This is a genomic window from Pseudomonas sp. RHF3.3-3, assembly GCF_048069595.1.
Lineage (GTDB): Bacteria > Pseudomonadota > Gammaproteobacteria > Pseudomonadales > Pseudomonadaceae > Aquipseudomonas > Aquipseudomonas fuscovaginae_B.
On record NZ_CP182250.1, the window covers coordinates 2,746,438 to 2,770,980 of the forward strand.

At 65.5% G+C, this 24,543-nt stretch carries 18 protein-coding genes and 1 pseudogene; 15 read left to right on the forward strand and 4 right to left on the reverse strand.

Annotated elements, in window-relative coordinates; all coding sequences use genetic code 11:
* Positions 1-34 precede the first annotated feature (34 nt).
* Both ACMGT0_RS12660 and ACMGT0_RS12665 read right to left on the reverse strand, forming a co-directional pair.
* Positions 35-1,888, reverse strand: coding sequence for an ABC transporter ATP-binding protein (locus tag ACMGT0_RS12660; RefSeq protein WP_416772850.1), 1,854 nt, complete (start codon positions 1,886-1,888; stop codon positions 35-37).
* A gap of 197 nt (positions 1,889-2,085) precedes the next feature.
* Positions 2,086-2,982, reverse strand: a complete 897-nt coding sequence (locus ACMGT0_RS12665) for a DMT family transporter (RefSeq protein ID WP_416772852.1) — start codon at positions 2,980-2,982, stop codon at positions 2,086-2,088.
* 98 nt (positions 2,983-3,080) lie between these two features.
* Between ACMGT0_RS12665 and ACMGT0_RS12670 the strand changes: the two genes are divergently transcribed.
* Positions 3,081-4,412 (forward strand): PLP-dependent aminotransferase family protein, encoded by a 1,332-nt coding sequence (locus ACMGT0_RS12670; protein ID WP_416772854.1) that lies wholly within the window; start codon positions 3,081-3,083, stop codon positions 4,410-4,412.
* A gap of 369 nt (positions 4,413-4,781) precedes the next feature.
* Positions 4,782-5,465 carry a hypothetical protein gene (locus ACMGT0_RS12675; protein ID WP_054062732.1) on the forward strand — a complete coding sequence of 228 codons (684 nt, stop codon included), beginning with the start codon at positions 4,782-4,784 and terminating at the stop codon, positions 5,463-5,465.
* A gap of 14 nt (positions 5,466-5,479) precedes the next feature.
* Here ACMGT0_RS12675 and ACMGT0_RS12680 read toward each other — a convergent pair whose 3' ends face one another.
* Positions 5,480-5,809: a hypothetical protein gene (locus ACMGT0_RS12680; RefSeq protein ID WP_054057386.1), complete on the reverse strand. Its 330-nt coding sequence runs from the start codon at positions 5,807-5,809 to the stop codon at positions 5,480-5,482.
* Positions 5,810-5,924: 115 nt separating this feature from the next.
* Positions 5,925-6,572, reverse strand: a pseudogene (locus ACMGT0_RS12685) (sterol desaturase family protein); the annotation flags it as partial.
* A gap of 206 nt (positions 6,573-6,778) precedes the next feature.
* On the opposite strand from ACMGT0_RS12685, the gene ACMGT0_RS12690 reads away from it, so the two are divergent.
* The 13 genes from ACMGT0_RS12690 to ACMGT0_RS12750 all read left to right on the forward strand — a co-directional run bounded on the left by ACMGT0_RS12690 (position 6,779) and on the right by ACMGT0_RS12750 (position 24,538).
* On the forward strand, positions 6,779-7,288 hold the full coding sequence (locus ACMGT0_RS12690) for a sigma-70 family RNA polymerase sigma factor (RefSeq protein WP_054057388.1): 510 nt from the start codon (positions 6,779-6,781) through the stop codon (positions 7,286-7,288).
* Complete coding sequence (locus ACMGT0_RS12695) at positions 7,288-8,250, forward strand: FecR domain-containing protein (RefSeq protein ID WP_416772857.1); 963 nt, start codon at positions 7,288-7,290, stop codon at positions 8,248-8,250. Before ACMGT0_RS12690 ends, ACMGT0_RS12695 begins: the two co-directional genes overlap by 1 nt.
* Positions 8,251-8,318: 68 nt before the next feature.
* Positions 8,319-10,724, forward strand: coding sequence for a TonB-dependent siderophore receptor (locus ACMGT0_RS12700; RefSeq protein WP_416772858.1), 2,406 nt, complete (start codon positions 8,319-8,321; stop codon positions 10,722-10,724).
* 327 nt (positions 10,725-11,051) lie between these two features.
* On the forward strand, positions 11,052-12,428 hold the full coding sequence (locus ACMGT0_RS12705; RefSeq protein WP_054061085.1) for a diaminobutyrate--2-oxoglutarate transaminase: 1,377 nt from the start codon (positions 11,052-11,054) through the stop codon (positions 12,426-12,428).
* A 255-nt stretch (positions 12,429-12,683) separates the two neighbouring features.
* Complete coding sequence (locus ACMGT0_RS12710; protein WP_416772859.1) at positions 12,684-14,468, forward strand: IucA/IucC family protein; 1,785 nt, start codon at positions 12,684-12,686, stop codon at positions 14,466-14,468.
* Positions 14,461-15,684: a type III PLP-dependent enzyme gene (locus ACMGT0_RS12715; RefSeq protein ID WP_273825620.1), complete on the forward strand. Its 1,224-nt coding sequence runs from the start codon at positions 14,461-14,463 to the stop codon at positions 15,682-15,684. The genes ACMGT0_RS12710 and ACMGT0_RS12715 overlap by 8 nt, the downstream gene beginning before the upstream one ends.
* Positions 15,681-17,087 (forward strand): DHA2 family efflux MFS transporter permease subunit, encoded by a 1,407-nt coding sequence (locus ACMGT0_RS12720; protein ID WP_416772860.1) that lies wholly within the window; start codon positions 15,681-15,683, stop codon positions 17,085-17,087. The genes ACMGT0_RS12715 and ACMGT0_RS12720 overlap by 4 nt, the downstream gene beginning before the upstream one ends.
* 34 nt (positions 17,088-17,121) lie before the next feature.
* Positions 17,122-19,002, forward strand: a complete 1,881-nt coding sequence (locus ACMGT0_RS12725) for an IucA/IucC family protein (protein WP_416772861.1) — start codon at positions 17,122-17,124, stop codon at positions 19,000-19,002.
* Complete coding sequence (locus ACMGT0_RS12730) at positions 18,996-19,769, forward strand: HpcH/HpaI aldolase family protein (RefSeq protein WP_416772862.1); 774 nt, start codon at positions 18,996-18,998, stop codon at positions 19,767-19,769. The genes ACMGT0_RS12725 and ACMGT0_RS12730 overlap by 7 nt, the downstream gene beginning before the upstream one ends.
* Before the next feature lie 4 nt (positions 19,770-19,773).
* Complete coding sequence (locus ACMGT0_RS12735; protein ID WP_416772863.1) at positions 19,774-21,642, forward strand: IucA/IucC family protein; 1,869 nt, start codon at positions 19,774-19,776, stop codon at positions 21,640-21,642.
* On the forward strand, positions 21,632-22,528 hold the full coding sequence (locus ACMGT0_RS12740; protein ID WP_054062679.1) for an ABC transporter substrate-binding protein: 897 nt from the start codon (positions 21,632-21,634) through the stop codon (positions 22,526-22,528). Before ACMGT0_RS12735 ends, ACMGT0_RS12740 begins: the two co-directional genes overlap by 11 nt.
* Complete coding sequence (locus tag ACMGT0_RS12745; protein ID WP_416772864.1) at positions 22,525-23,514, forward strand: FecCD family ABC transporter permease; 990 nt, start codon at positions 22,525-22,527, stop codon at positions 23,512-23,514. The genes ACMGT0_RS12740 and ACMGT0_RS12745 overlap by 4 nt, the downstream gene beginning before the upstream one ends.
* Positions 23,507-24,538 carry a FecCD family ABC transporter permease gene (locus ACMGT0_RS12750; protein WP_054062677.1) on the forward strand — a complete coding sequence of 344 codons (1,032 nt, stop codon included), beginning with the start codon at positions 23,507-23,509 and terminating at the stop codon, positions 24,536-24,538. The genes ACMGT0_RS12745 and ACMGT0_RS12750 overlap by 8 nt, the downstream gene beginning before the upstream one ends.
* Positions 24,539-24,543: the final 5 nt, after the last annotated feature.

The following is a 24,543-nucleotide window of genomic DNA, read 5'->3' on the forward strand; positions in this document are numbered from 1 at the left end:
GCCTTTTCACCTCAACCGCCGCGCAGGGCTCTCGCTACTCCACTGCTTCCACCACGCCCAGGTCCTCGCCCAGGAATCCACCACTCTGGTGCTGCCAGAGCCGGGCGTAGGTGCCGTTCTTCTCCAGCAGTTCGCTGTGGGTGCCCTGTTCGATGATGCGCCCGTCATCCATGACGATGAGCCGGTCCATGGCCGCGATGGTGGACAGCCGGTGGGCGATGGCGATGACGGTCTTGCCCTCCATCATTTCGTCGAGACTTTCCTGGATGGCGACTTCCACCTCCGAATCCAGCGCGCTGGTGGCCTCGTCGAGCAGCAGGATCGGCGCGTTCTTGAGCATCACCCGGGCAATGGCGATGCGCTGGCGCTGCCCGCCCGACAGCTTGATGCCGCGCTCACCGACCAGGGTGTCGTAGCCGGTATGGCCCTGTCGGTCGCTCAGTTGGCTGATGAACCCGTCGGCCTGGGCGTTCGCCGCGGCGGCCCGAATCTGTGCCTCGCTCGCGTCGGGGCGGCCGTAGGCGATGTTGTCGCGGATGGAGCGGTGCAGCAGGGACGTGTCCTGGGTGACCATGCCGATGGCGCTGCGCAGGCTGTCCTGGGTGACCTGGGCGATATTCTGCCCATCGATACGGATCTCGCCGCGGTCCACGTCGTAGAAGCGCAGCAGCAGATTGATCAGCGTGGACTTGCCGGCGCCGGAACGCCCCACCAGGCCGATCTTCTCGCCCGCGCGGATCTGCAGGCTCAGGCCATCGAGCACCTGGCGCTCACCGTTGTAGTTGAAGCTCACGTTATCGAAGCTCACCGCGCCGCCCGAGGTCACCAGTTCGCCGGCGTTCGGCGCATCCTGCACCTTGGGGCCGCGGGTCAGGGTGGCCATGCCATCCTGCACGGTGCCGATGTTTTCGAACAGTGAAGTCATCTGCCACATGATCCAGTGCGACATGCCGTTGATCCGCAAGGCCATGGCAGTGATCGCCGCGACCGCACCGGTACCGATCCCACCCTGGTGCCATAGCCACAGGGCATAACCGCCGGCCCCCAGGATCAGGCCGACCACCAGCGCCTGGTTGACGATCTCGAACTGGCTGACCAGGCGCATCTGGCGAAAGCCGGTGTCCTTGAAGTCTTCCATCGCCGCACGGGCGAACTGTGCCTCGCGCCGGGAATGCGAGAACAGCTTCACGGTGGTGATATTGGTGTAGGCGTCCGAGACCCGCCCGGTCATGGACGAGCGCGCATGGGCCTGTTCCTGGCCGACTTGTCCCAGGCGCGGCACGAAGTACAGCATGGCCAGCCCGAATAGGGCGACCCAGGCCACGAACGGCAGCATCAGCTTCAGGGCGAAGCCGCCGGCCAGCGCGATGATCGCAATGAAGTACACGCCGATACCGGGGAGGATCTCGATGACGGTGAACAGCACTTCGCGCACCGCCAGCGCCGTCTGCATCACCTTGGTGGTGACCCGGCCGGAGAACTCGTCGGAAAAGAACGAGAGGCTTTGCCGCAGCATCAGGCGGTGGAAGTCCCAGCGCAGCCGCAGCGGCAGGTTGATCGCCAGGACCTGGTGCTGGACCATGGTGCGCAGTGCCACCAGGCCGATGCTGGTCAGCAGCACGATGCCGATGCCCCACAGCACGCGGCTTTCCTCGCCGCTGGCGGCGCCGCCGGCCTTCCAGCTGGAAAGCAGGTCGACCACCTGCCCGAGGAAGGAAAACAGCCAGGCTTCGTAGATCGATACCCCGGCGCTGAGCAGTGCCAGTGCGAGGATGTAGCCGCGGGCGCCGCGGGTGCAGGCCCAGAGGAACCGCAGCAGGCCCATGGGCGGCGGTGGCACCTCGTCGGGCGGGAAGGGGTCGAGCCATCGTTCAAACGTACGAAGCACAGTGATCTCCGGGTGGTGACGTTGCAGAGAGTCTATCAAGAGAGTCGGATCTCGACCGGAAAGACCCTCATCGACCCGCTTCAGGACGTTCTCAGAGAGGGCTTTTCTTATTGTTTTATAGGGTTTTTCCATGACGGTCTCCGGCGCCGTCGATCACGCCGGCAACGCGCTTCGATTTTCAGAAGCTCTCCCAGCCTCTACCGGGAAAACCTGCGAGCCCCCGCCACACAGAAAATCACCGCCACCGTCACCCCCACCATCCCCACGCTCACCCGCTCATGCAACAAGGTTGCCGCCAACGCCAAGCCGAAGAAGGGCTGCAGCAACTGCAACTGTCCCACCGCGGCAATCCCTCCCTGAGCCAGCCCCCGGTACCAGAACACGAACCCGATCAGCATACTGAACAGCGACACATACCCCAGGCTGGCCCAGGCCGCCGGCGTAATGCCCGAAAAGCTCGGCGGCGCGCAAACCCCGCTCAATACCAGCATCACCGGCAACGACAGCACCAGCGCCCAGCAGATCACCTGCCAACCGCCGAGGGTGCGCGACAGCCTGGCCCCTTCGGCATAACCCAGGCCACAGACTACAATCGCCGCCAGCATCAGCAGATCCCCCACGGGCGACGCGCTGAGTCCCTGGGCCAGCGCATAACCGACCACCAGCAGACTGCCCAGTACCGAAAAGCACCAGAACGCCGGCCGTGGCCGCTCACCGCCGCGCAGCACGCCAAAGATCGCCGTGGCCAGCGGCAGCAAACCGACGAAGACGATGGAGTGCGCCGAGGTCACGTGCTGCAGGGCCAGTGCCGTCAGCAAGGGAAAACCGACAACGACCCCCTGGGCCACGACCAGCAACGACAGCCACTGGCCCCGGGCCGGTCGCCGTTCCCTGAAGATCCAGAGCAGGGCGAGCGCCAGCAAGCCGGCGATGCTGGCGCGGGCCACCGTGAGAAACACCGGGTCGAACTCCAGCACCGCCAGCCGTGTGGTGGGCAGCGAGCCACTGAAAATCACCACGCCGATCAGGCCGTTGAGCCATCCTTGCGTGCGCTGGCGGGTGGTCGATTGTTGCAGGTTCGATAGCTGTTCCATTCGGCAGCAGGCTCCTCGGCTCACGTGGGGGTTGCATGAAGGGCATGCTAGGGTCGACCATGATGACAATCAAAAAATTGTCATGGATACGCTTTCACATGCCACGTCTGCGCTACAAGACGCTGGTCGACACCCTCGCTGCGGATATCCGCTCGGGCAGGCTGTCACCGGGCAGCCGCCTGCCGACCCACCGGCAGTTGGCCGAAACCCACGGGGTGGCGCTGGTCACCGCCACGCGGGTCTATGGCGAGCTGGAGAACATGGGCCTGGTCAGCGGCGAGACCGGGCGCGGCACCTTCGTCCGGGAAACCACCCTGCCGCCGGGGCAGGGCATCGACCAGCCGGAAATCGCCGTGGGCGTGGCCGACCTCAACTTCAACTATCCCTCGCTGCCAGGCCAGTCGGAGCTGCTGCGCAACGGCCTGCGCCAACTGGCGCTGTCGGGCGACCTCGAGTCCCTGCTGCGCTACCAGCCCCACGCGGGCCGCCAGCACGAGCGCAACAGCGTGGCCCGCCATCTGCGGGTGCGTGGCGTGACGGTCACGCCCGAGCAGGTGCTCATCGTCGGCGGCGCCCAGCATGGCCTGGCGGTGACGATGATGGCGCTGCTGCAACCTGGCGACGTGATCGCCGCCGATGCCTTGACCTATTCCGGTTTCAAGGTGATCGCCGAGGCCCTGCACCTGGAAATCCTGCCGATTCCCGTGCTCCCGAACGGGCCCGACCTGGCGGCGCTCGAGCAACTGTGTCGAACACGCCGCGTGCGGGCGCTCTACACCATCCCGACGCTGCACAACCCGTTGGGCTGGGTGCTGGATCTCGAGCAGCGCGAGCACCTGGTGGCCCTGGCCCGGCGGCACGATCTCTGGCTGATCGAGGACGGTGCCTATGCGTTCCTGGCCGAAGATCCACCGGCACCGCTGATCGCGTTGGCGCCCGAGCGGACGATTTATGTTTCGGGGCTGTCGAAGAATGTCGCCACCGGCCTGCGGGTCGGTTTTGTCGCCGTGCCGTTGCCCCAGGTGCCGCTGGTGCAGCGGGCGATCAGGGCCACCACCTGGAACACGCCGGGGGTGATGACGGCCCTGGCCTGTGCCTGGCTGGAGGATGGCACGGTCGCCCGCCTGGAAACCGAAAAACGCCGCGATGCCCGCGCCCGCCAGGCCCTGGTCGCCGAGGTGCTGGCGGGGTTGCCGTGCATCACCCATCCCGCCTCCTACTTTCTCTGGCTGCCGCTGGCCGAGGAGGCGCGGGCGGACCGGATCACCAAGGCGCTGCTGGACCTGAACGTCTCGGTGTCGACCGCCGAGCCCTTTGCCGTTTCGGCCCATGTGCCCCATGCGATCCGCCTGGCACTCGGTTCGGTGGACATGACGGTGCTGCGTGAAGCGCTGAAAAAGGTGAAATGGGTGATCGAGGCCGCGTCCTGATCAGCCGCTGTTCAGACGCAAAAGTGCTGGATCGTGGACTCGATAGCACAGGGGGTTATAGCGCTGGCCTGGCCGTTGCCGAATGTTGAATGCAGGCTGTCCAAAGGGTCAGAAAAACCCTACACCGGTGCCAGCGCTCTGCTAGGCTAGAGCCTGTATCTGCAGCACGTGTGTGGCAGTTGCGTAAGCAGTAGCACGGCCTACTGCCAGGGAAGGGGGGCGAGGTCGGCGCAAATGTCAGCCCTTGCAGCTTGCTGCCTTCCATCATTCGTTCGGTTGATAGTGACCATCAAGAAACGCAAGTTCTGTTTTTTGAGCGAAAGAGGAAGATAGCGACATACCGAACCTGCTTTTGAAGGAACCCGAGCGATGAAAATTTCAACCCTGCTGGCTTTTGTCGCCGTCCTCAGCACAGGTATCGCCACCACCTTTCCCGCCCAGGCCGCCGAGAGCGCCAATGGCGACCAGGCCTGCCACTTCCTGCCGGTGGCCGACAGCGGCTTCAGCCTGAAGCAGGCCCGCTCGGTCGGTGTGCTGTACAGCGAAAACACCGTCAATACGCTCGAGTACCTGGAGCGCTACCACAGCGTTGCGCTGAACGGGGCGAAGAACGATGCCCTCGATTCGCGCATCAGCAGCGCCTTCGTCAACAGCTCGGACCCGAAATTGGCGATCGACTGGCTCAAGGGTTCGTTGCAGAAGCAATTCGCTTCGGTGACCGTTTACGACAACCTCGATGCGGTGGTGCAGGCCCGCCCTGACGTGGTGGTGATGCTCGATACCTACAGCCGCCTGGTCACCAAGCGCAACAATCAGTTCGAGGCCCGCTTCATCGCCAAGTTCTATGACGCGAACCTGCAATACATCGGCCAGGCCGAAGGCTCCACCGGCAAGCAACTGTCTTCGGTGTGGGTCAAGGGCAAGGCCGCGCCGGAGATCGCCGCACAGATCAACCAGCAGCGCGACCTGCAGGTCGATGCCCTGAAACGGTTCGATGCCTCGCTCAAGGCGCTGGTGACCTCGGGCAATGTGGAACGGATGGCGAGCAACTGAGCGGCCGTTCCCAGTCAGCGGCGTGCCAGTTTGTACTTGACGCAATCCTCGTAGAAACCGCGGCGGATGGCCTCGGGTTTGAGCCGTGACGGGCTGTCGTAGGTCTGTTCGGTGATACCCAGGGCCATCATGCGCATCCAGCCCTTGCTGAATTTGTAGGCCTGGATCTTCTGCCGCGCGGCATACAGCGAAACCCCCGACAGCTTCAGTTCCTGCGCCCGCGCCGCGGTGCCGGCCCCCCAACTGCACATGTAGCGATCATTGGGCTTCAGTTCCTTGCCATCGGCGCACAGCGCTACGCCTGCGAGGGAAAACGAGATCAGCGTGGTCCATACCGTTCGCATCTATGCTCAACCTAACTGCCTGAAAATAAAGTGATTCTGGCTGTTGCTGAACGGTCGCGGGGCCATCAATGTGCCTGCTGTCTGGACGGGTGGCTGAGGCCTGTCAGTCCTCCAGCGGTTCCCAGTGCAGGGTGCCGAACAGATAGTCCATCAATGGCAGCACAATATTGAAATTGCGCCCCTGCATCAGTTCGCGCCGATGGTGCAGCTCATGCAGCCGGCGCATCTGGCGGATCCACGGCAGGCGCGCCAGCGGATGCTTCGCCGGCAGGTGTTCGCAGGCGTGGAACACCTCATAGGCCAGGTAGCCGAGCAGGGTGCCGCTGGCGAACAGCGCCGCGACATTGGCATTCAATGGCAGAAGGGCCAGCCACAGCGGCAGGGCGAACACCAGGCTGTGGAGCACGATCAGCCAGGCGGGAAACAGCACCACCCGCCAATCCCGTGCCGTGTCGCAGGTCATGTAGCCGGGGCCGAAGAAACTGTGATGGTCACCGGTATGGCGGGCATAGAACAGCCGGGCGAACGGCTGCCGGTGGTGCCCCAGCCAGCGGTGCACGACATAGATACACAGGTTGAAGAACAGCAGCGACAGCGGCAGGGCCAGCCATTCCATTGGCTGCAACGCGTGCAGCGAGTGCCACAACAGGCCGATGCAGAGCGCCCCGTAAGCCAGGACGAAACCCCCATGCAGCCAAGGGTTGTAGCGCGGGTGAACGGCGGCGCGGTAACGCGCGCGGAAGTCCGGGATGGGGTTGCGCATGGTCGGGCTCCAGCTGTTGTGGTGATTGACAGCAGCGTAGCAGCCTGCGCGTGGGGCGGCGGCGGTCCGGTTCAGGGGTGAAGAGATCGGGCCCGACAGACGCCAGCCCTCCTGATTGTAAGCATTTTCACAAAAAGACTTGGTTTATGGATGTAACACTAATTAGAATCAGTCTCATTAACACCCTTACGCTCAGGTTCTCTCCCATGATTGAAGCCACGACGCCAACGGAGCACACCCTGCATACCCTGTACCGCGATCACGGCAGCTGGCTGGAAGGCTGGCTGCGGCGGCGCATGGGCAACGCCTGGGATGCCGCCGACCTGAGCCAGGATACCTTCCTGCGGGTGTTGTCCAGCGCGCAGCCGCTGGTCGAGCTGCGTGAGCCGCGGGCGTTCCTGTTGACGATCGGCAAGCGCCTGCTGAGCAATTTCTACACCCGACGCAGCCTGGAACAGGCCTATCTGGAAGCCCTGGCCCAGTTGCCCGAGGCGTGCGTGCCGTCGCCGGAGCAGCGCTGGGTATGGCTCGAAACCCTGCAGGCCCTGGACGAACTGCTCGATGGCATGCCGGCCGTGGTACGCCGCGCCTTTCTCTGGAGCCAGCTCGAAGGGTTGGGCTATCGCCAGATCGCCGAGCGCCTGCAGGTCTCGGAGCGGACCGTCAAGCGCTACATGGCCCAGGCCTACGAACACTGCCTGCTGGTGGAACTCTGATGTATTCCAATGCTACGCCCGAGGCCCGTGCCGTGGCCCGCGCCGCGGGGCAATGGCTGGCGCTGATGGAATCGGGTGCGGCCAACGAGGATGACCGCCGCAAGCTGCAGCATTGGCGCGAAAGCAGCAGTGCCCACGAGTCCGCCTGGCAGAAGGCGCAGTTGTTGCGCCAGCGTTTTTCCGGGTTGCCCACGGCGCTGGCCATGGCCACCCTGGATCGTCCGGATCCGGGGCGACGTGCCGTGCTCAAGCGTGCCCTCGGCGTGGCGGCGCTGGTACCGGCCGCCTGGCTGATCGGTCGGCAACTGCCGCTGGAGGTCTGGCGGGCCGACCTGCAGACCTCCACCGGCGAGCGCAAGCGCATACCGCTGGCCGACGGCAGCACCCTGCAACTGAACACCGCCAGCGCGGTGAACGTCGACATGAAGGCCCGGCGGCTGACCCTGGTGCGTGGCGAAATGGCCCTCAAGGTGCCGGGCGGCAACGCCCTGACCATCCAGGCGCCGTACGGGCGTATCGTCGTCAGCCGCAGCGAGGTCTGCGTGCGCCTCAATGCCGAGGATTGCCGGGTGTCGGTGGTCAGCGGTTCGGTGCAGTTGCAGCCGTTGCAAGGCCCGGCGCTGTCGTTGGGCGAGGGCCGGGAAATCAGCCTGCGTGCCTCCGGCGCGGGCGCGGTGGGCGCCTTCGACGGGCAACTGCCGGGCTGGCGCGACGGCGTGCTGATGGCGCAGAACCAGCCGCTGGGCGACTTCCTGCGTGAACTGGGGCGTTATCGCAGCGGCCTGCTGCGCTGGGAGCCGGCCCTGGAAACGCTGCGCCTGACCGGCAGTTTCCGCCTCGACAACACCGATCGCATCCTCGAGCTGTTGACCGCCAGCCTGCCGGTGGATGTGCACATGCGCACCCGCTATTGGGTCACCCTGGTACCTCGTAAAAAAGTCGCGGAAAAAAATATTGCCTGAAGGCTGTCCCTTTTTTTCACCTCGCCGGTCATTCCAGGTAAGTGAACAAAATATGAGAGCTTTCTCCCATGTCCGCAGTGCCTCCCTTGCGTTTGCGTCCCCTGTTGCGTTTCGGCCTCGTGCTGAGTCTGAGTTCCACACCGTTGCTGGTTGCGCCCGCCTGGGCGGAGAACGGTGTCCGTCGTAGCTATGAAGTCCCGGCTGGCAGTCTCGGCGCGGCCCTGACCCGTTTCGCCGGGCTGGCGGGGGTCAACCTGTCGGTCGACCCGGCGCTGGTCAGCGGGCACAACAGCAACGGCCTGTCCGGCGAGTACGAGGTGGAGGAAGGCTTCGCCCGCCTGCTGCAGGGTTCGGGGCTGCAACTGGTGCCGGTGGGCAACCAGGCCTACACCCTGGTGCCGGCCCCGCAGGGCAGCGGCAGCGTACAGTTGCCGACCACCTCGATCCTCGGTGCCGATGGCGCGGCCGGTGGCCAGGCCTATGCCGGTGGCCAGGTCGCGCGCCGTGGTTCGCAGGGGATGCTCGGCTCGCGGGACTTCATGGAAACACCGTTCAGCATGACCACCTACACCAGCGAGGCGGTCAAGAACCAGCAGGCCCGTACCCTCGGCGACCTGATCGCCAGCGACCCCTCGGTTCGCGCCACCAACCCGGCCGGCGGGCGCTACGAGCAGTTCACCATCCGCGGTTTCAGCCTGTTCAACAGCGACGTGTCCTATAACGGCCTGTATGGCGTGCTGCCGACCTACACCATCGACATGGAAATGGCCGATCGGGTGGATATCCTCAAGGGGCCGACCCAGTTGATCAACGGTATCTCGCCGCGTGGCAGCGTCGGCGGTGGCATCAACGTGGTGCCCAAGCGGGCCACCGACAAGCCGATCACCGAGTTCACCGGCAGCTACGCTTCCGACAGCCAGACTGGCGGTGCCGTGGATATCGGTCGGCGGTTCGGTGACGAGAACCAGTTCGGTGTCCGTTTCAACGGGGTGAAGCAGTCCGGCGACACCACCTGGGATCACCAGAGCGTCGATCGCGAGATGGCGGTGCTGGGCCTGGATTTTCGCGGCGAGCGCCTGCGCCTGTCGACCGACATCGGCCATACCGAACGTGACACCGACGCGCCGCAGGAGCGGGTACAGATTGGCGCCAACGCCAAGGTGCCCAACCCCAACGACGTGCACAGGAACTATGCGCAGGCCTGGAGCTGGGCGCACACCAAGGACACCTTCGGCACGCTGAACGGCGAGTACGACCTCAGCGATTCGGTGATGGTCTACGGCGGTGTCGGCCTGCGCAAGAGCAACCACGACTTTCTGCGCCACGCCGTGTCGATCACCAACAATGCCGGAGATTTTACGGTCTCGCCGCGGGATTTCACCCGGGACGAGAATGTCCGCACCGCCACGGCGGGCGTGCGCAGCTGGTTCCACACCGGCTCCGTCAGCCATGAGCTGAACCTGGCGGCCAGTGACTTCTACATGGACTTCACCAACGGCGGGGCGCGTTACGCGACGGGCCGAAGCAACCTCTACAACCCGGTGCAGACACCGGACCCCCTGACGCCCACCCGCTACGACGACAAGGTTTATACCGAGAACCGCTTCACTGGCGTGGCACTGTCCGATACCCTGGGCTTCTTCGATGACCGCCTGCTGCTGACCCTCGGCGCCCGCTGGCAGCGGGTCAAGGTCGACGACTGGACCAACGGCGTCAAGGGCGATACCTCCTACGACGAGGAGAAGGTCTCGCCATCGGGTGGCATCCTGTTCAAGGCCACCGACGAGCTGTCGCTGTACGCCAACTACATGGAGGGCTTGAGCCAGGGCAAGATCGCCCCGTCGACCTCGATCAACGAGGACGAGATCTTCCCGCCGTTCATCAGCCGACAGCTCGAGGTCGGTGCCAAGTATGACTTCGGCCCTGTCGCCCTGACCGCCGCGGCCTTCCAGATCCGTCAGCCGGCCTACGAGACCAATGCCGTTTCGCGGGTCTTCGGCCCGAACGGCAAGCGCCAGAACCGCGGTGTGGAACTGAGCGTGTTCGGCGAACCGCTCAAGGGCTTTCGCCTGCTCGGTGGTGTGATGTACATCGACAGCAAGCTGAACAACACCACCAACGGCGCCTTCGACGGCAACCGCGCGCCGGCCACCCCCGAGTACAACGTCAACCTGGGCGCCGAGTGGGACATCCCCGGTGTCGAGGGGCTGACCCTGACCGGCCGTGGTATCTACACCAGTTCGCAGTACCTGGATCAGGCCAACAGCAAGGAAATCGACAGTTGGGAGCGTTTCGACGTCGGTGCCCGCTACGCCTTCAAGATCGACGACAAGTCCATCACCTTGCGCGCCAGCGTCGAGAACGTGATGGACAAGCGCTACTGGAGTTCGGCCGGTGCCTCGGATGACAGCGAGCCTGGCCTGACCCTGTCGACCCCCAGGACCTATCTGCTCTCGGCCACCGTCGGCTTCTGACTCGGGGCGGGTGCGCCAGGGATCGGCGCCTGCGCAGGATCATTGCGCGTTCCGCGGTTCGGCAACAGCAGCGAATCATTTGACGATATGCAAGTTGGATAATGCCTTGAACATATAACGGCACCTGTTGTTTTTATATTGAAGATGCATAACGCACGCCGCGCATCTTTGCGTATTACAAGTTTATAAGACTTGGGTATCCGGCTGTCTGATGTTTTTTGCGAAGTTTCCGCAAGTTTCATGAATTTTTAAATATTCAGGAACTAACAGTTGCACTTGTCAGTCATTGGTAATAATTTTCATTCAGGAATTATGGAGGGTGAGCAGATGTTGAATGATGGCCTATTGCATTCTAATCCTGTGCGGCAAACCAATGCCGATTATCTGGCTCGTCAAGGCAAGTTCGAATCCAATGTGCGCAGTTATCCGCGCAAGTTGCCGCTGGCGATTGCCAAGGCCCATGGCGTCTGGGTGACGGATGTCGAAGGCCATACTTACCTCGACTGCCTGGCCGGTGCCGGCACCCTGGCGCTGGGGCACAACCATGCGGCGATCATGGGTGCCCTGGACAGTTTCCTGTCTTCGGGCCTGCCGATGCACACCCTCGACCTGACCACGCCGGTCAAGGATGCCTTCAGCGAAACCCTGCTCGGCCTGCTGCCGGGGCAGGGACGGGACTACTGCCTGCAGTTCTGCGGTCCGTCCGGGGCGGATGCGGTGGAGGCGGCACTCAAGCTGGCCAAGACCTTCACCGGGCGCAATACGGTGATCAGCTTCAGCGGCGCCTATCACGGCATGACCCATGGCGCCCTGGCGCTGACCGGCAACACCGCGCCGAAAAATGCCATCGCCACGCTGATGCCGGGGGTGCAGTTCCTGCCGTATCCCCATGAATACCGCTGCCCGCTGGGTATCGGTGGCGAGGCCGCAGTCGAGGCGCTGGGCTATTACTTCAGCCAGTTCATCGAGGACGTCGAAAGCGGCGTGTCCCTGCCGGCCGCGGTGATCGTCGAGGCGGTGCAGGGCGAGGGCGGGGTCAACAGCGCGCCGGCCAGTTGGTTGCGCCGGATCCGCGAGGTCACCCGCCAGCACGGCATCCTGCTGATCCTCGATGAAGTGCAGGCCGGCTTCGCCCGTACCGGCCGGATGTTCGCCTTCGAGCACGCCGGGATCGAGCCGGACATCATCGTCATGTCCAAGGCGGTCGGCGGTGGCCTGCCCCTGGCGGTGCTGGGGCTCAGGCGCGAATTCGATGCCTGGTCGCCGGGCAACCACGCCGGTACCTTCCGTGGTAACCAGATGGCCATGGCCACGGGTCTGGCGACCTTGCGCGTACTGCAGGAGCAGGACCTCGCGGCCCAGGCCGAAACCCGCGGCCGCTGGCTCAAGGAGCAACTGCAGTTGCTGCAGGCACGCCACCCGGCCATCGGCCAGGTCCGCGGGCCGGGCCTGATGCTGGGTATCGAGATCGTCGACGAGCGCCAGCCGGCCGACCGTCTCGGCAGCTTCCCCGGTGATCCGCAACTGGCGGTGGCGATCCAGCAGCACTGCTTCCGGCAGGGGCTGCTGCTCGAACGCGGCGGACGCCACGGCAACGTGATTCGCCTGTTGCCGCCATTGATCATCGATGACGAACAATGCGGACTGGTCATCCAGCGGTTTGAAAAGGCCCTGGCGGCCGCCCTGTTGCAGGTACGCGGCTGAAGTTGTTCGCGACACTGTTTGCCCAATATTGATGAATGCTGAAAACCCACCGCGATGATTGATGCGGTGAACTTGGCTGTTGCCTGGCTCCGGTCATCAAGGGGCAACTTCAGGTAGTTGCAGAGTTTGTCGAATATCCACTTCGAGTTATCTGCTTATTATGGAAAGAAACTGGCTGTTTTCTGGCAATGAATGCCACGTGTCGTCATTGCGATATCACGTCCCCGGTGAGGCTGCGGCCAATGTGGAGCGACCATGAATAATCCCGATCGTGCTGTTATTTCGAAAATGGTGAGTGAGTTGGCGAGCACTCGCGCGTTGCTCAATTGCCTGATCAAGGAATTCGCGCTACCCGAGAACTGCCTGCGTTATGAATGGCCGCAGCAGATGGAGGGCATCGCTCCCGGCTGTTACCTGGAGGGGCTGGCCTGGAAGGGCATTCCGCTGACCATCAGCCTGCCGAACCAGCAACAGTTCTTCGTGCTGGTGGATCGCCGCGACCGCCTGGGCAGCCATCGCTACCTGTCCGACGTCTATGCGCGCAAGGGGCCGGGTGTCTGGCATTGCCTGGCGTTCCCCGAATTCGTCGAACAGCTGCTGGCGGCCTGCGAGCACATGACCAACGCCAGCAACGACGAACTGCTCGATCAGGTCCTGCAGAGCCAGCACCTGACCGCGGCCATCGTCGCGCACAATCTCGACGAGCAACGGCCGGACCCCCTGCGCGACTACCTCGCCAGCGAGCAGGGGCTGTGGTTCGGTCATCCCAACCATCCCGCCCCCAAGGCGCGCCTGTGGCCGGCCCATCTGGCCCAGGAAACCTATGCCCCGGAGTTCCAGGCACGCACGGCGCTGCACCTGTTCGAGGTACCGCTGCAGGGCCTGCGGATCACTGCCAACGGCTTGAGCGAGGAACAGGTGCTGGCCGGTTTCGCCGACCAGCGCCGGGCCCGGCCAGGCCACGCCATGCTGTGCATGCACCCGGTACAGGGGCAACTGTTCATGCAGGACCGTCGGGTCCGGCGCCTGCTGGAACAGGGCCAGATCTTCGACCATGGCACCACCGGTCCATTGGCCAGCCCGACCGCCTCGATGCGCACCTGGTACATCGAAGGGCATGACTATTTCATCAAGGGTTCGCTGAATGTGCGCATCACCAACTGCGTGCGCAAGAACGCCTGGTACGAACTGGAAAGCACGCTGATCATCGACCAGTTGTTCCAGCGCCTGCAGCAGAGCACGCCGCAGACCCTGGGTGGCCTGTCGACCGTGGCCGAGCCCGGCTCGGTGAGCTGGGCACCGCAGCAGGCCGACGAAGCCGATGCCCACTGGTTCCGCGAACAGACCGGGGCGATCCTGCGGGAGAACTTCTGTCGGCGGGCCGGTGCCGATCGCAGTGTCATGGCCGGCACGCTGTTCGCCCGCGATATTCATTCGCGGCCGCTGGTGCACGGCTTTCTGCAGGGCTTTCATGACCAGCCGCTGGAAGACAGCCAGTTGCTGGACTGGTTCGAGCGCTACCAGGCCCTGCTGCTGAGGCCGGTGATGGCGCTGTTCTTCAACCACGGTGTGGTGATGGAGCCGCACCTGCAGAACACCGTGCTGATCCACGACGCCGGCCAGCCCCGGCAACTGCTGCTGCGCGACTTCGAGGGCGTCAAGCTGACCGAGGAGCTGGGTGCGGGCCATATCGAGGTCGGCCTGCATCCGCGGGTCCGGCAGTCATTGCTGTATTCCCGTGCCCAGGGCTGGAGCCGGATCAGCTATTGCCTGCTGATCAACAACCTGTCCGAGGCGGTGCTCGCCCTGAGCTGGGAGCGGGCACACCTGGCCCCGCTGATGTGGCGGCAGGTGGAACGGCAACTGCGCAGCATTCGCGAAGAACTGGTCGGCCCGGCGCCGGAGCTCGACGCGCTGATCGCCGGCCAACCGATCGCCTGCAAGACCAACCTCAAGGTGCGGCTGGCGGCCGCGGCTGACCGTCAGGCGGGTTACGTCAACCTGCATTCACCCTGGAGCGAGGAGGTTCGCTATGGCTGAGTTGCCTGAAACCGTTCTGGGCGCGATTCGGGACGCCCGGGCCATGAGCAGCGATCCGCTGGCGGTGTTCATCCACGACCTCGATGCGCTTGTCGGGCATGTGCGCCAGGTGATGGCGGCGCTGCCGGCCGGCGTCGAGCTGTACTACGCGATCAAGGCCAACAGCGAGGCGCCGATGCTCGAAGCCCTGGCGCCGCTGGTGAGCGGTTTCGAGATTTCCTCGGGGGGCGAGATCGAGCGGGTGATGGCCTGCCCGACCCGCAAGCCCTACGTGTTTTCCGGCCCGGGCAAGCTCGACTCCGATCTGCGTGCGGCACTGGAGCATCAGGTCGAGGCCATCCATGTGGAAAGCCTCAACGAGATCGAGCGCCTGCAACGGCTGGCCAACCAGGTCGGACGGGTGCAGCCGGTGTTCATCCGGGTCAACCCGCAACTGCCACCGACCCTGTCGAGCAAGCTGGCGATGGCCGGTACCGCCACGCCGTTCGGCATCGACGAGGCGGACCTGGCCCTGGCGGTGCAACGGGTCGACAGTGCCAGCCACCTGAGTCTCAAGGGCTTCCATGTGCACGCCATGTCCCATCAGTTGTCGGTGGAGCGCCATGAGCAACTGCTGGATTTCTACCTGCAACGCTGGGAGCAGTGGCGGGCGCTGGCGGCCTATCCCGAGCAACTGACGCATTTCAACGTCGGCGGTGGTATCGGTGTCGACTACCTGGGCGGTCCACAGTTCGACTGGCAGCGCTTGTGCCGCTACCTGGAGCGCCGGCTCGCCGGGCAGGCCGATGCCCCGGTGCTGCGCTTCGAGCCCGGGCGCTTCATCAGTGCCTTCTGTGGCTACTACGTGATCGAGGTGCTGGACCGCAAGAGCAGCCACGGCGTGAACTTCCTGGTCTGCCGTGGCGGGACCCACCAGTTCCGCCTGCCGGCGGCGCAGAGCCATGATCATCCGGTGTTGCACTTGCCGCGCACGGCAGTGTCGGCCCATGCGCCGCAACGGCTGTACACGGTGGTTGGCCAGCTGTGCACGCCCAAGGATGTGCTCAGCCGCGCCCGGCCGCTCAAGGGGGTCGAAGTCGGTGACCTGCTGGTACTGCCGCTGGCCGGGGCCTACGGCTACAACATCTCCCATGCCGACTTCCTCTGTCATCCCAGGCCGCCGCAACTCTTCGTGCGCCAGGGCGAACTGCTGCGGGGCAACGGCCAGTGGGCGTGAGGTTCGCCGTGCCGCGGCGCTGGGTGGTGTTCAACGTCCTGTTGGGGACGCTGACGGTCAGCCTGAGCAACAGTTCGCTGAACCCGGCGTTGCCGATGTTCATGAACGTGTTCGGGATCGGCCCGTTGCTGGCGACCTGGATCGTCGCCGGGTTCATGACCAGCATGGGCATGACCATGCCGCTGACCAGCTTCCTCAGCCAGCGTCTGGGGCGCAAGCGCCTGTACCTGTGGGGCGTGGCACTGTTCGTCGGCGCCTCGCTGCTCGGCGCCGTGGCCAATTCGATCAGCCTGGTGATCACCGCCCGGGTGGTGCAGGGCATTGCCAGCGGGCTGATGATTCCGCTGTCGCTGGCGATCATCTTCTCGGTCTACGCCAAGCCCGAACGGGGGCGGGTCACCGGCCTGTGGAGTGCGGCGGTGATGCTCGCCCCGGCACTCGGGCCGCTGTGCGGCAGCCTGCTGCTGGAGTGGTTCAGCTGGCGCTCGCTGTTTTTGATGAACGTGCCGATCGGCCTGCTGGCGCTGGTGCTGGGGATGGTGGTGCTGCCGGATTCGGAGCCCGCCGAGCGGCAGCCGTTCGACCTGGCCGGCTACCTGCTGATCGCGGCCGGTATCGGTCTGCTGATGGTGTCCATCAGCGGCCTGCGCCACGCCAGCACGCTGCTCGATCCCCTCGACCTGGGCATGCTGCTGGCCGGTCTGCTGTGCCTGGTGGCGTTTGTCCGGGTGGAGTTGAGCCGCCAGGCGCCGCTGCTGAACCTGCGGATCTTCGCCCTGCGCGGTTATCGCCTGAGCGTGGTGATTGCCGTGGTGCAGTCGGTCGGCATGTTCGAATGCCTGGTGCTGTTGCCGTTGCTGGTGCAGGTGGTGCTGGGCTACAGCGCCATCTGGACCGGCCTGGCGCTGCTGTGCACGGCGGCGTTCGCCAGCCTGTTCGGGCAGATGGGCGGACGCATCCTCGACCGCCACGGACCGCGCACGGTGGTGGCCTGCGGTCTGCTGCTCACTGGCCTGTCGACCCTGGCCCTGGGCCTGCTCAAGGCCGACGCGGCGATCGCCGTGGTGTTCGCCCTGATGATGGTCCGCGGCGCCGGCCTGGGCCTGTCCTACATGCCGGTGACCACCGCCGGGCTCAATGCCTTGCCCGAGCCGATGGTGACCCAGGGGGCGGCGATGAACAACATCTCCCGGCGTCTGGTGGCGTCCCTGGCCATCGTCATCGCCTCGCTCTGGCTGGAGTGGCGCATGGGGCCGGCGGGGCAGGCGGCCAGCCCGGCGGCCATCAGCGAGGTGTTTATCGCCACCGGCATCCTGATCCTGCTGGCGCTGCCATGCGCCTGGCGTTTTCCGCAGCACGACGAAACGGCCGAGGCCCAGCCCGCCGCCGTCGAGCAGCGATGACTCTTCTTTTGACACTCTTTTTCAAGGTACGGACATGACGACTTTCGAATTGGCAACCGCTCAATGGCTGAAAACGCCACTCGGCCACCCGGCCAGCACCGCCTGGCTGGCCACGGTCGACAAGCGCTGCCGGGCCACCGTGCAGCAGCGGGTGGTCGGGCAACTGCTGCAGACCCTGCTGTACGAAGCGGTACTGCCCTATGAGGCGCAACCGCTGGGTGACGGCCTGCATCGTTTCACCGTACACGGCCGTGATGCCCGACAGGCCGCAGTGCAGTACCACTGCAAGGGCCTGCTCAGCGACAGCTTCGCGGTGATCCGCCTCGAACATGGCAGCCTGGAGCGGGTCGACGACAACGGTCAGCGCAGTACCCCGGACCTGCACCAGGCCCTGGCCGAATGGCTCGGCGAGTTCCGCGACAGCCCGCACCTGGCCCGTTTCATCCTCGAACTGGAGCAGACCCAGCTCAAGGACCTGCAGGCCCGCAGCCAGGGCTATGCCGCTGCGGTGCCGGCCCATGAACTGGACGTGGATGCCCTGGAGCAGCATTTCATGGACGCCCACAGCTATCACCCCTGCTACAAGTCGCGCATCGGTTTCTCCCTGACGGACAACCTCCGCTACGGGCCGGAGTTCGCCACGCCGATCGCCGTGGTCTGGCTGGCGGTGGCCAACTCGCGGGCGGCGGTCAACCACTCGCGCAACCTCGACTTCGCGGCGTTTATCCGCCAGGAGTTCGGTGCCGCGCGCTGGGAACAGCTGGCCAGCAGCCTGGCCGGGCAGGGGCGCAGTATCGACGATTACCAGTTGCTGCCGGTGCACCCCTGGCAGTGGGAGAACACCATCGTCGCGACGTTCTACCCGGAACTGCTCAGTGGCGAGCTGATCTACCTGGGCACCTCCGACGATACCTACAAGGCCCAGCAGTCGATCCGCACGCTGGCCAATGCCAGCGTCAGGGAGCGCCCGTACGTCAAGCTGGCGATGAGCATGACCAACACCTCCAGTACCCGCATCCTGGCGCGGCATACGGTGATGAACGGACCGATCATCACCGACTGGCTGCAGCAGCTGATTGCAAGCGACGCCACCGCCCGCGCGCTGGATTTCGTCATCCTCGGCGAAGTCGCCGGGGTCAGCTTCGACTACGACCACCTGCCCGAGTCCCGTGCGCCGCAGACCTACGGCACCCTCGGGGCGATCTGGCGCGAGAGTCTGCACCCGTACCTCAGGGCCGACGAGCAGGCGGTGCCGTTCAACGGCCTGAGCCATGTGGAGAATCGTTACGGCGAGGGCACGCAGGCGCCGTTCATCGATGCCTGGATCCGCCAGTACGGCCTGCAGGCCTGGACCCGCCAGCTGCTGCAGGTCACCGTGCCGCCGATCATCCACATGCTCTACGCCGAGGGCATCGGCATGGAGTCCCACGGCCAGAACATCGTGCTGATCGTCAAGCAGGGGTGGCCGCAGCGTATCGCCCTCAAGGACTTCCACGACGGTGTCCGCTATTCGCCGGCCCATCTGGCGCGCCCGGAACTGTGCCCGACCCTGGTCCCGCTGCCGGCCAGCCACGCCAGGCTCAACCGCAACTCGTTCATCATCACCGACGATGTCGAGGCGGTACGCGACTTCTCCTGCGACTGCTTCTTCTTCATCTGCCTGACCGAAATGGCGATCTTCCTGCGCCAGCAGTACCAGTTGGACGAAGCGCTGTTCTGGCAGATGACCGCCGAGGTGATCCTGGCCTACCAGGCGGCCCATCCGCAGCACCGTGAGCGTTTCGCGCTGTTCGACGTATTCGCGCCCAGCTACGAGGTCGAGGAGTTGACCAAGCGCCGGCTGCTCGGTGACGGCGAGCGGCGCTTCCGCTCGGTACCCAACCCGCTGCACGCCTACAGGCCGCAAGCATGCTGAGGACCAACCAGCTCAAGCGCAAGTTGCAGGCGGGCGAGACGGTCTACGGCCTGATCAGCTCGATCCCGGCGGCGGCGGCCATCGAGCTGATCGCCGAGGCCGGTTTCGACTTCGTGATCATCGACATGGAACATGTGCTGATCAATCCGGAAACCGTCGAGCACATGATTCGCACCGCCGAATCCTATGGTCTTACGCCACTGGTGCGGGTCGCCGATCTCAACCCCAAGACCCTGCTGCGCCTGCTCGATGGCGGAGCCCAGGGCATCGTCCTGCCGATGATCGAAAGCCCCGGGCAACTGGCCGAGGCCATCGCCGCCTGCAAGTACCACCCGCTGGGGCGGCGCAGCCTCAACGCCGGGCGCCCCGGCGCGTTCGGCAAGCACAGCCTGGCGCAGTACGTCGGCGAGGCCAATGAGCAGATCATGCTGGTGGCGATGATCGAGAGCGCCGAAGGCGTTCGTCGCGCCGCCGAGATCGCCGCGGTACCGGGCCTGGACATGATCCTCGAAGGCGCCGCCGACCTGTCGCAATCGTTGGGCATGCCCTGGCGGATCGACCAGCCGGCCGTGCAGCAGGCATTGCTCGACACCTGGCAGGCCGCGCAGGCCGCGGGCGTGCCGTATTGCACCATCCCCCGACAACCCGGTGATGCCGCCTGCTGGCAGGAACGGGGCGTGCGCGCCTTTGTTCTCGGCGATGAGCGCGGTATTGCCTTCCGGGCGCTGCAAGCGCGCCTGGCCACCCTTTCTGCAGAAGGAAAATGACTCGATGAACTTCACTTCACGTGCCGCCGATCTGGTGATGCAGGATCTGGTCGACTGCCTGCTGGCGGAAGACTTCTTTGGCAGCGAACCGCTGAACCTGGTGGACACCGCCCACTGGCAACTGGCTCATCCGCAGGCGCCGCTGCTGGCCGAGGCGAGCCCGCAGCAGCGTATCTGGGAGTGGTGTTGCGATGCGGCGGAGCAGCGCTTCATCAGCATCGCCCTGCGTCCCGGCATCACCCAGCAATGGGAGAAGGTGCCAGGTACGCCGGTGCTGGCGCGCCAGGGCGAAAGCTGGGCCCGGCTGTCGCCCGAGGACTTCATGCAGCGGGTGTTCAGCGGCCTGGCGCCGCGCCTGCAGGACAATGAAAAGGGCCTGGCGCTGTTTCTCGAAGTGCTGCGCATCAGTGTCTGGCAGACCGCGCTGTCGCTGGAACACCGCATCGACCACCAGGACCTGATGGCACAGGATGGCGCGACCTTCTTTCGCACCATGGAGCAGTGGGCGTCGCTGCGCGATCGTCCGTACCACCCGCTGGCGAAGGCCAAGCAGGGCCTGGACGAGGACGAGTACCGGCGCTACCAGGCCGAGTTCGCCCAGCCGGTGAGCCTGCATTGGGTCGCGGTGGACAAGACCCTGCTGCAATGCGGCGACGGGGTCGGGGACCTCGAACAGTCCTTCCCGGCGCGCTACCTGCTGCCGGAGAACCTGCAGGCCGAGCTGGAACAGGAACTGCGTGGGCTGGGGATCGAGCGCAGCCACGTCGCCCTGCCGGTTCACCCCTGGCAGTTCGAACATGTGCTGGAGGCACAGCTGGGCTCGGCGTTCGCGCGCGGTGACTGCCGCCGCCTGGCCTTCCAGGGCGCGCCGGTGTTCGCCACGTCGTCGCTGCGGTCCATGACCCCGTGCTTCGCGAGTGCCGACTACCTCAAGTTGCCGATGGCGATCTACTCCCTCGGTGCCTCGCGTTACCTGCCGGCGGTGAAGATGATCAACGGCGGCCTCAGCGAGAACCTGCTGCGCCAGGCGCTGACCCGCGACGAGACCCTGGCGCGCTCGCTGCATCTGTGCGACGAGGGCAAGTGGTGGGCGTTCATGCCGCCCGAGGCGACCTTGTTCGACGAGGCGCCGCGGCACCTGTCGGCGATGGTGCGGGGCTATCCGAAGGCATTGCTCGACGATCCCGAGTGCCGCCTGCTGCCGATGGCCGCGCTGGGCACGCCGCTGCCCGACAGCGACCGGCACTTCTTCGACGAGTGGCTGGAGTATCGCCAGTTGCCGCGCAACCAGGCTTCGGTGCTGACCCTGTTTCGCGAACTGAGCCACAGCTTCTTCGACATCAACCTGCGCATGCTGCGCATCGGCATGCTCGGCGAGGTCCATGGGCAGAACGCGGTGCTGGTGTTGAAGGCCGGCCAGGCCCAGGGCCTGCTGTTGCGCGATCATGACTCGCTGCGCATCTTCGTGCCGTGGCTGGAGCGCAACGGCATGGCCGACCCGGTCTACCGGATCAAGAAGGGCCATGCCAACACCCTTTACCACGAGCGTCCCGAGGATCTGCTGTTCTGGCTGCAGACCCTGGGTATCCAGGTCAACGTGCGGGCGATCATCGACACCCTGGCGCAGGTCTATGCGGTGCCGGTGACGGCCTTGTGGACGGTGTTGCGCGATGTGCTCGAAGGCTTGTTGCAGAGCATCGAGTTCGACGACGAGGCCCGGGCGATGATCCAGCTCCAGTTGTTCGAGGTACCGCGCTGGCCGCAGAAGCTGCTGCTGACGCCGATGATCGCCCGCGCCGGTGGGCCGGGCAGCATGCCGTTCGGCAAGGGCGAGGTGGTCAACCCGTTCCACAGGTTGCGCCGTGAAGTCTGAGCGTTCCTGGCATCCTTCCAGGCGCAGCGTGCTGCGCCTGTCCCTCGGCCTGCTGGCCCTGCCGACCCTGGCCCGGGCCGAGGGGCCGCGGCTGGTCACGCTGTTCCAGGGCGCCACCGACTGCGCCGTGGCCCTGGGGCTGACGCCGGTCGGCGTGGTCGACTCGCCTACCGAGAAACCGACGTTTCGCTACCTGCGTCCGGCATTGGCCGGTGTCGCCCATGTCGGCCTGGAAACCCAGCCGAGCCTGGAGGACATCGTCCTGCTCAAGCCGGACGTGATCGTCGCCTCGCGGTTTCGCCACCAGCGTATCGCGCCGTTGCTGGAGCGCATGGGCAGGGTGCTGATGCTCGAAGAGGTTTTCGAGTTCAAGCGGACCCTGGCGCTGATGGGCGTGGCGCTCAACCGTCAGCAGGCGGCCAGCGACCTGCTCGGACAGTGGCAGCAGCGGGTCATCCGCCTGCGCGAGCAGTTGCAGGCGAAGTTCGCCGGGCGCTGGCCGCTGACCGTCTCGGTGCTGGATGTGCGCGAAGACCATGTGCGCAGCTACCTGCCGGGCAGCTTCGCCGGCTCCGTGCTCACCGAGCTGGGTTTCGACTGGAATCCGGTGGCCCGTGGCGCGCATGGCACCTATATGAAACTCACCAGTAAAGAGAGCCTGCCTGTGGTCGATGCCGACCTGTTTTTCGTTTTCCAGCGCACGGACAGCCAGACCGTGCAGCACAACTATGAGCGTCTGCTGCATTACCCGTTCTGGCAGCACCTGCGCGCTCCGCGCGATGGTCAGGTCTGGCGGGTCGACAGCATCGCCTGGAGTTTTTCCGGCGGTATCCTCGGGGCCAACCAGATGCTCGATGACATCGCCCGGGTGGTGGCCTCCTCATGAGTCGTGGTTCGAAACTGAGCCTGGCGCTGCTGCTGATGTTGCTGTCCTGCCTGTTGAGCCTGGCGGCGGGTGCCACCTGGATCTCTCCGGCACAGCTGTTGAGTGGCCTGATGCAGGCCGACAGCCTCAGCGCCGGCGAGCAACTGATCGTCAGCACCCGCCTGGCGCGGACCCTGATGGCGATCGCGGTCGGCTCCAGCCTGGCCGTGGCCGGCGCGCTGATGCAGGCATTGACGCGCAACCCGCTGGCCTCGCCGGGGCTGTTCGGGGTGAACGCCGGTGCGACCTTTTCGATCATCCTCGGCTCGTCGCTGTTGGCCCTGTCGTCGATGCAGCAATGGCTGTGGTGCGCCTTTCTCGGCGCGGCGCTGGCCGGCGCACTGGTGTGGCTGATCGGCAACCGGGGCGAGAGCAGTCTCAGCCCGTTGCGTATCGTGCTGGCCGGGGCGGCGGTAACCGCGCTGTTCTCCGCCTTCAGTCAGGCCTTGCTGGTGGTCAACGAGGAGGGCCTGGACACGGTGCTGTTCTGGCTCGCCGGTTCGCTCTCCGAGCGTGACCTGGAGATGGCCGCACCGCTGCTGGTCGGCGTGTCGTTCGCGTTGTTCGGCGCCTGGCTGCTGGCCGGCCAGGTCAATGTGCTGAGCGCCGGCGAGGCGATCGCCACCGGGCTGGGGCAGCGTACCGGCTCGATCCGCCTGCTGATGAGCGTGCTGATCGTCGGCCTGGCCGGCAGTGCGGTGGCACTGGCCGGCAGTATCGGTTTCATTGGTCTGCTGGTGCCGCACATGGTGCGCAAGAGCCTGTCCGTCGATCATCGCTGGCTGCTGCCGGGCTGCGCGGTGCTCGGCGCGACGCTGCTGTTGCTGGCCGATACCCTGGCGCGGGTGGTGATCCTGCCGCAGGAGGTGCCGGTGGGGGTGATGACCGCGTTCTTCGGGGCGCCGTTCTTCATTGTCCTGGCTCGACGGGGGGCTCGTCATGGCTAGGCCTGTGACCGTACGTAACGGGGTCTTTTCCCGGCAGCTCGACCTCTCCAGCCTGGGCCGCTTGGTGCTGGCGTTGCTGCTGACCCTGCTGGTGATGCTCGGCGCGCTGGCGCTGGGCAAGATCAACCTGTCGCCGCTGACCGTGTTGCGCGTGCTCGCCGGCGGCGCGGACCCGGGGCTGACCTTCATCGTCGAGCAACTGCGCCTGCCCCGTCTGGTGCTGGCGGCTCTGGTGGGGGCGGCGCTGGCGGTGTCCGGGCTGATCCTGCAGAGCATCATCCGCAACCCGCTGGCCTCGCCGGACCTGCTGGGCATCACCAGTGGCGCCAGCGCCGCGGCGGTGGGCTACCTGTCGTTCTTCTCGCTGGCCCTGGGTTCGCAGTTCCTGCCGCTGGCGGCGATGGCCGGAGCCGGCCTGGCCGCGCTGGCGATCTACCTGCTGGCCTGGAAGCAGGGCACGTCGCCGCTGCGCCTGGTGCTGATCGGCGTCGGCGTGTCGGCGCTGCTGGCGGCGGTGACCACCTTCCTGCTGGTGTTCAGCCCGTTGACCACCACCCTGTCGGCCTATGTCTGGCTGACGGGCAGTGTCTACGGCGCCAGTTGGCCGGAGCCGCGGGCCCTGGCCGGCTGTCTGCTGGCGATCCTGCCGTTGCTGCTCTGGCTGGCCCGGCAGGTGCGGGTGCAGCAACTGGACGACGACCTGGCCCGGGGCATCGGCGCCCGGGTGCAGTGGCTGCGCGCCGGGCTATTGCTGGTCAGCGTGGCCCTGGCCGGTGCGGCCGTGGCCTGGGGCGGGGCGATCGCCTTCGTCGGGCTGGTCGCCCCGCATATCGCCAAGCGCCTGGTGGCGCCGGGGTTTGCCGGGCAGGCGCTGATGTCGGCGCTGGTCGGCGCGAACCTGGTGATGCTGGCCGACCTGGTCGGGCGCACGCTGTTTCTGCCCCTGGACCTGCCCGCGGGTATTTTCGTCGCGGTGCTGGGCACACCGTTCTTTCTCTATCTCCTGATCAACCAGCGGCACTGAGGAAT

What these genes read in the sequence shown, in the direction of transcription:
- ACMGT0_RS12745 (WP_416772864.1), top strand. Translation starts at nt 22,525, where the DNA reads ATGAGTCGTGGTTCGAAACTGAGCCTGGCGCTGCTGCTGATGTTGCTG.
- ACMGT0_RS12695 (WP_416772857.1), top strand. Translation starts at nt 7,288, where the DNA reads ATGTATTCCAATGCTACGCCCGAGGCCCGTGCCGTGGCCCGCGCCGCG.
- ACMGT0_RS12750 (WP_054062677.1), top strand. Translation starts at nt 23,507, where the DNA reads ATGGCTAGGCCTGTGACCGTACGTAACGGGGTCTTTTCCCGGCAGCTC.
- ACMGT0_RS12665 (WP_416772852.1), bottom strand. Translation starts at nt 2,982, where the DNA reads ATGGAACAGCTATCGAACCTGCAACAATCGACCACCCGCCAGCGCACG.
- ACMGT0_RS12735 (WP_416772863.1), top strand. Translation starts at nt 19,774, where the DNA reads ATGAACTTCACTTCACGTGCCGCCGATCTGGTGATGCAGGATCTGGTC.
- ACMGT0_RS12730 (WP_416772862.1), top strand. Translation starts at nt 18,996, where the DNA reads ATGCTGAGGACCAACCAGCTCAAGCGCAAGTTGCAGGCGGGCGAGACG.
- ACMGT0_RS12680 (WP_054057386.1), bottom strand. Translation starts at nt 5,809, where the DNA reads ATGCGAACGGTATGGACCACGCTGATCTCGTTTTCCCTCGCAGGCGTA.
- ACMGT0_RS12710 (WP_416772859.1), top strand. Translation starts at nt 12,684, where the DNA reads ATGAATAATCCCGATCGTGCTGTTATTTCGAAAATGGTGAGTGAGTTG.
- ACMGT0_RS12675 (WP_054062732.1), top strand. Translation starts at nt 4,782, where the DNA reads ATGAAAATTTCAACCCTGCTGGCTTTTGTCGCCGTCCTCAGCACAGGT.
- ACMGT0_RS12670 (WP_416772854.1), top strand. Translation starts at nt 3,081, where the DNA reads ATGCCACGTCTGCGCTACAAGACGCTGGTCGACACCCTCGCTGCGGAT.
- ACMGT0_RS12725 (WP_416772861.1), top strand. Translation starts at nt 17,122, where the DNA reads ATGACGACTTTCGAATTGGCAACCGCTCAATGGCTGAAAACGCCACTC.
- ACMGT0_RS12715 (WP_273825620.1), top strand. Translation starts at nt 14,461, where the DNA reads ATGGCTGAGTTGCCTGAAACCGTTCTGGGCGCGATTCGGGACGCCCGG.
- ACMGT0_RS12705 (WP_054061085.1), top strand. Translation starts at nt 11,052, where the DNA reads ATGTTGAATGATGGCCTATTGCATTCTAATCCTGTGCGGCAAACCAAT.
- ACMGT0_RS12690 (WP_054057388.1), top strand. Translation starts at nt 6,779, where the DNA reads ATGATTGAAGCCACGACGCCAACGGAGCACACCCTGCATACCCTGTAC.
- ACMGT0_RS12700 (WP_416772858.1), top strand. Translation starts at nt 8,319, where the DNA reads ATGTCCGCAGTGCCTCCCTTGCGTTTGCGTCCCCTGTTGCGTTTCGGC.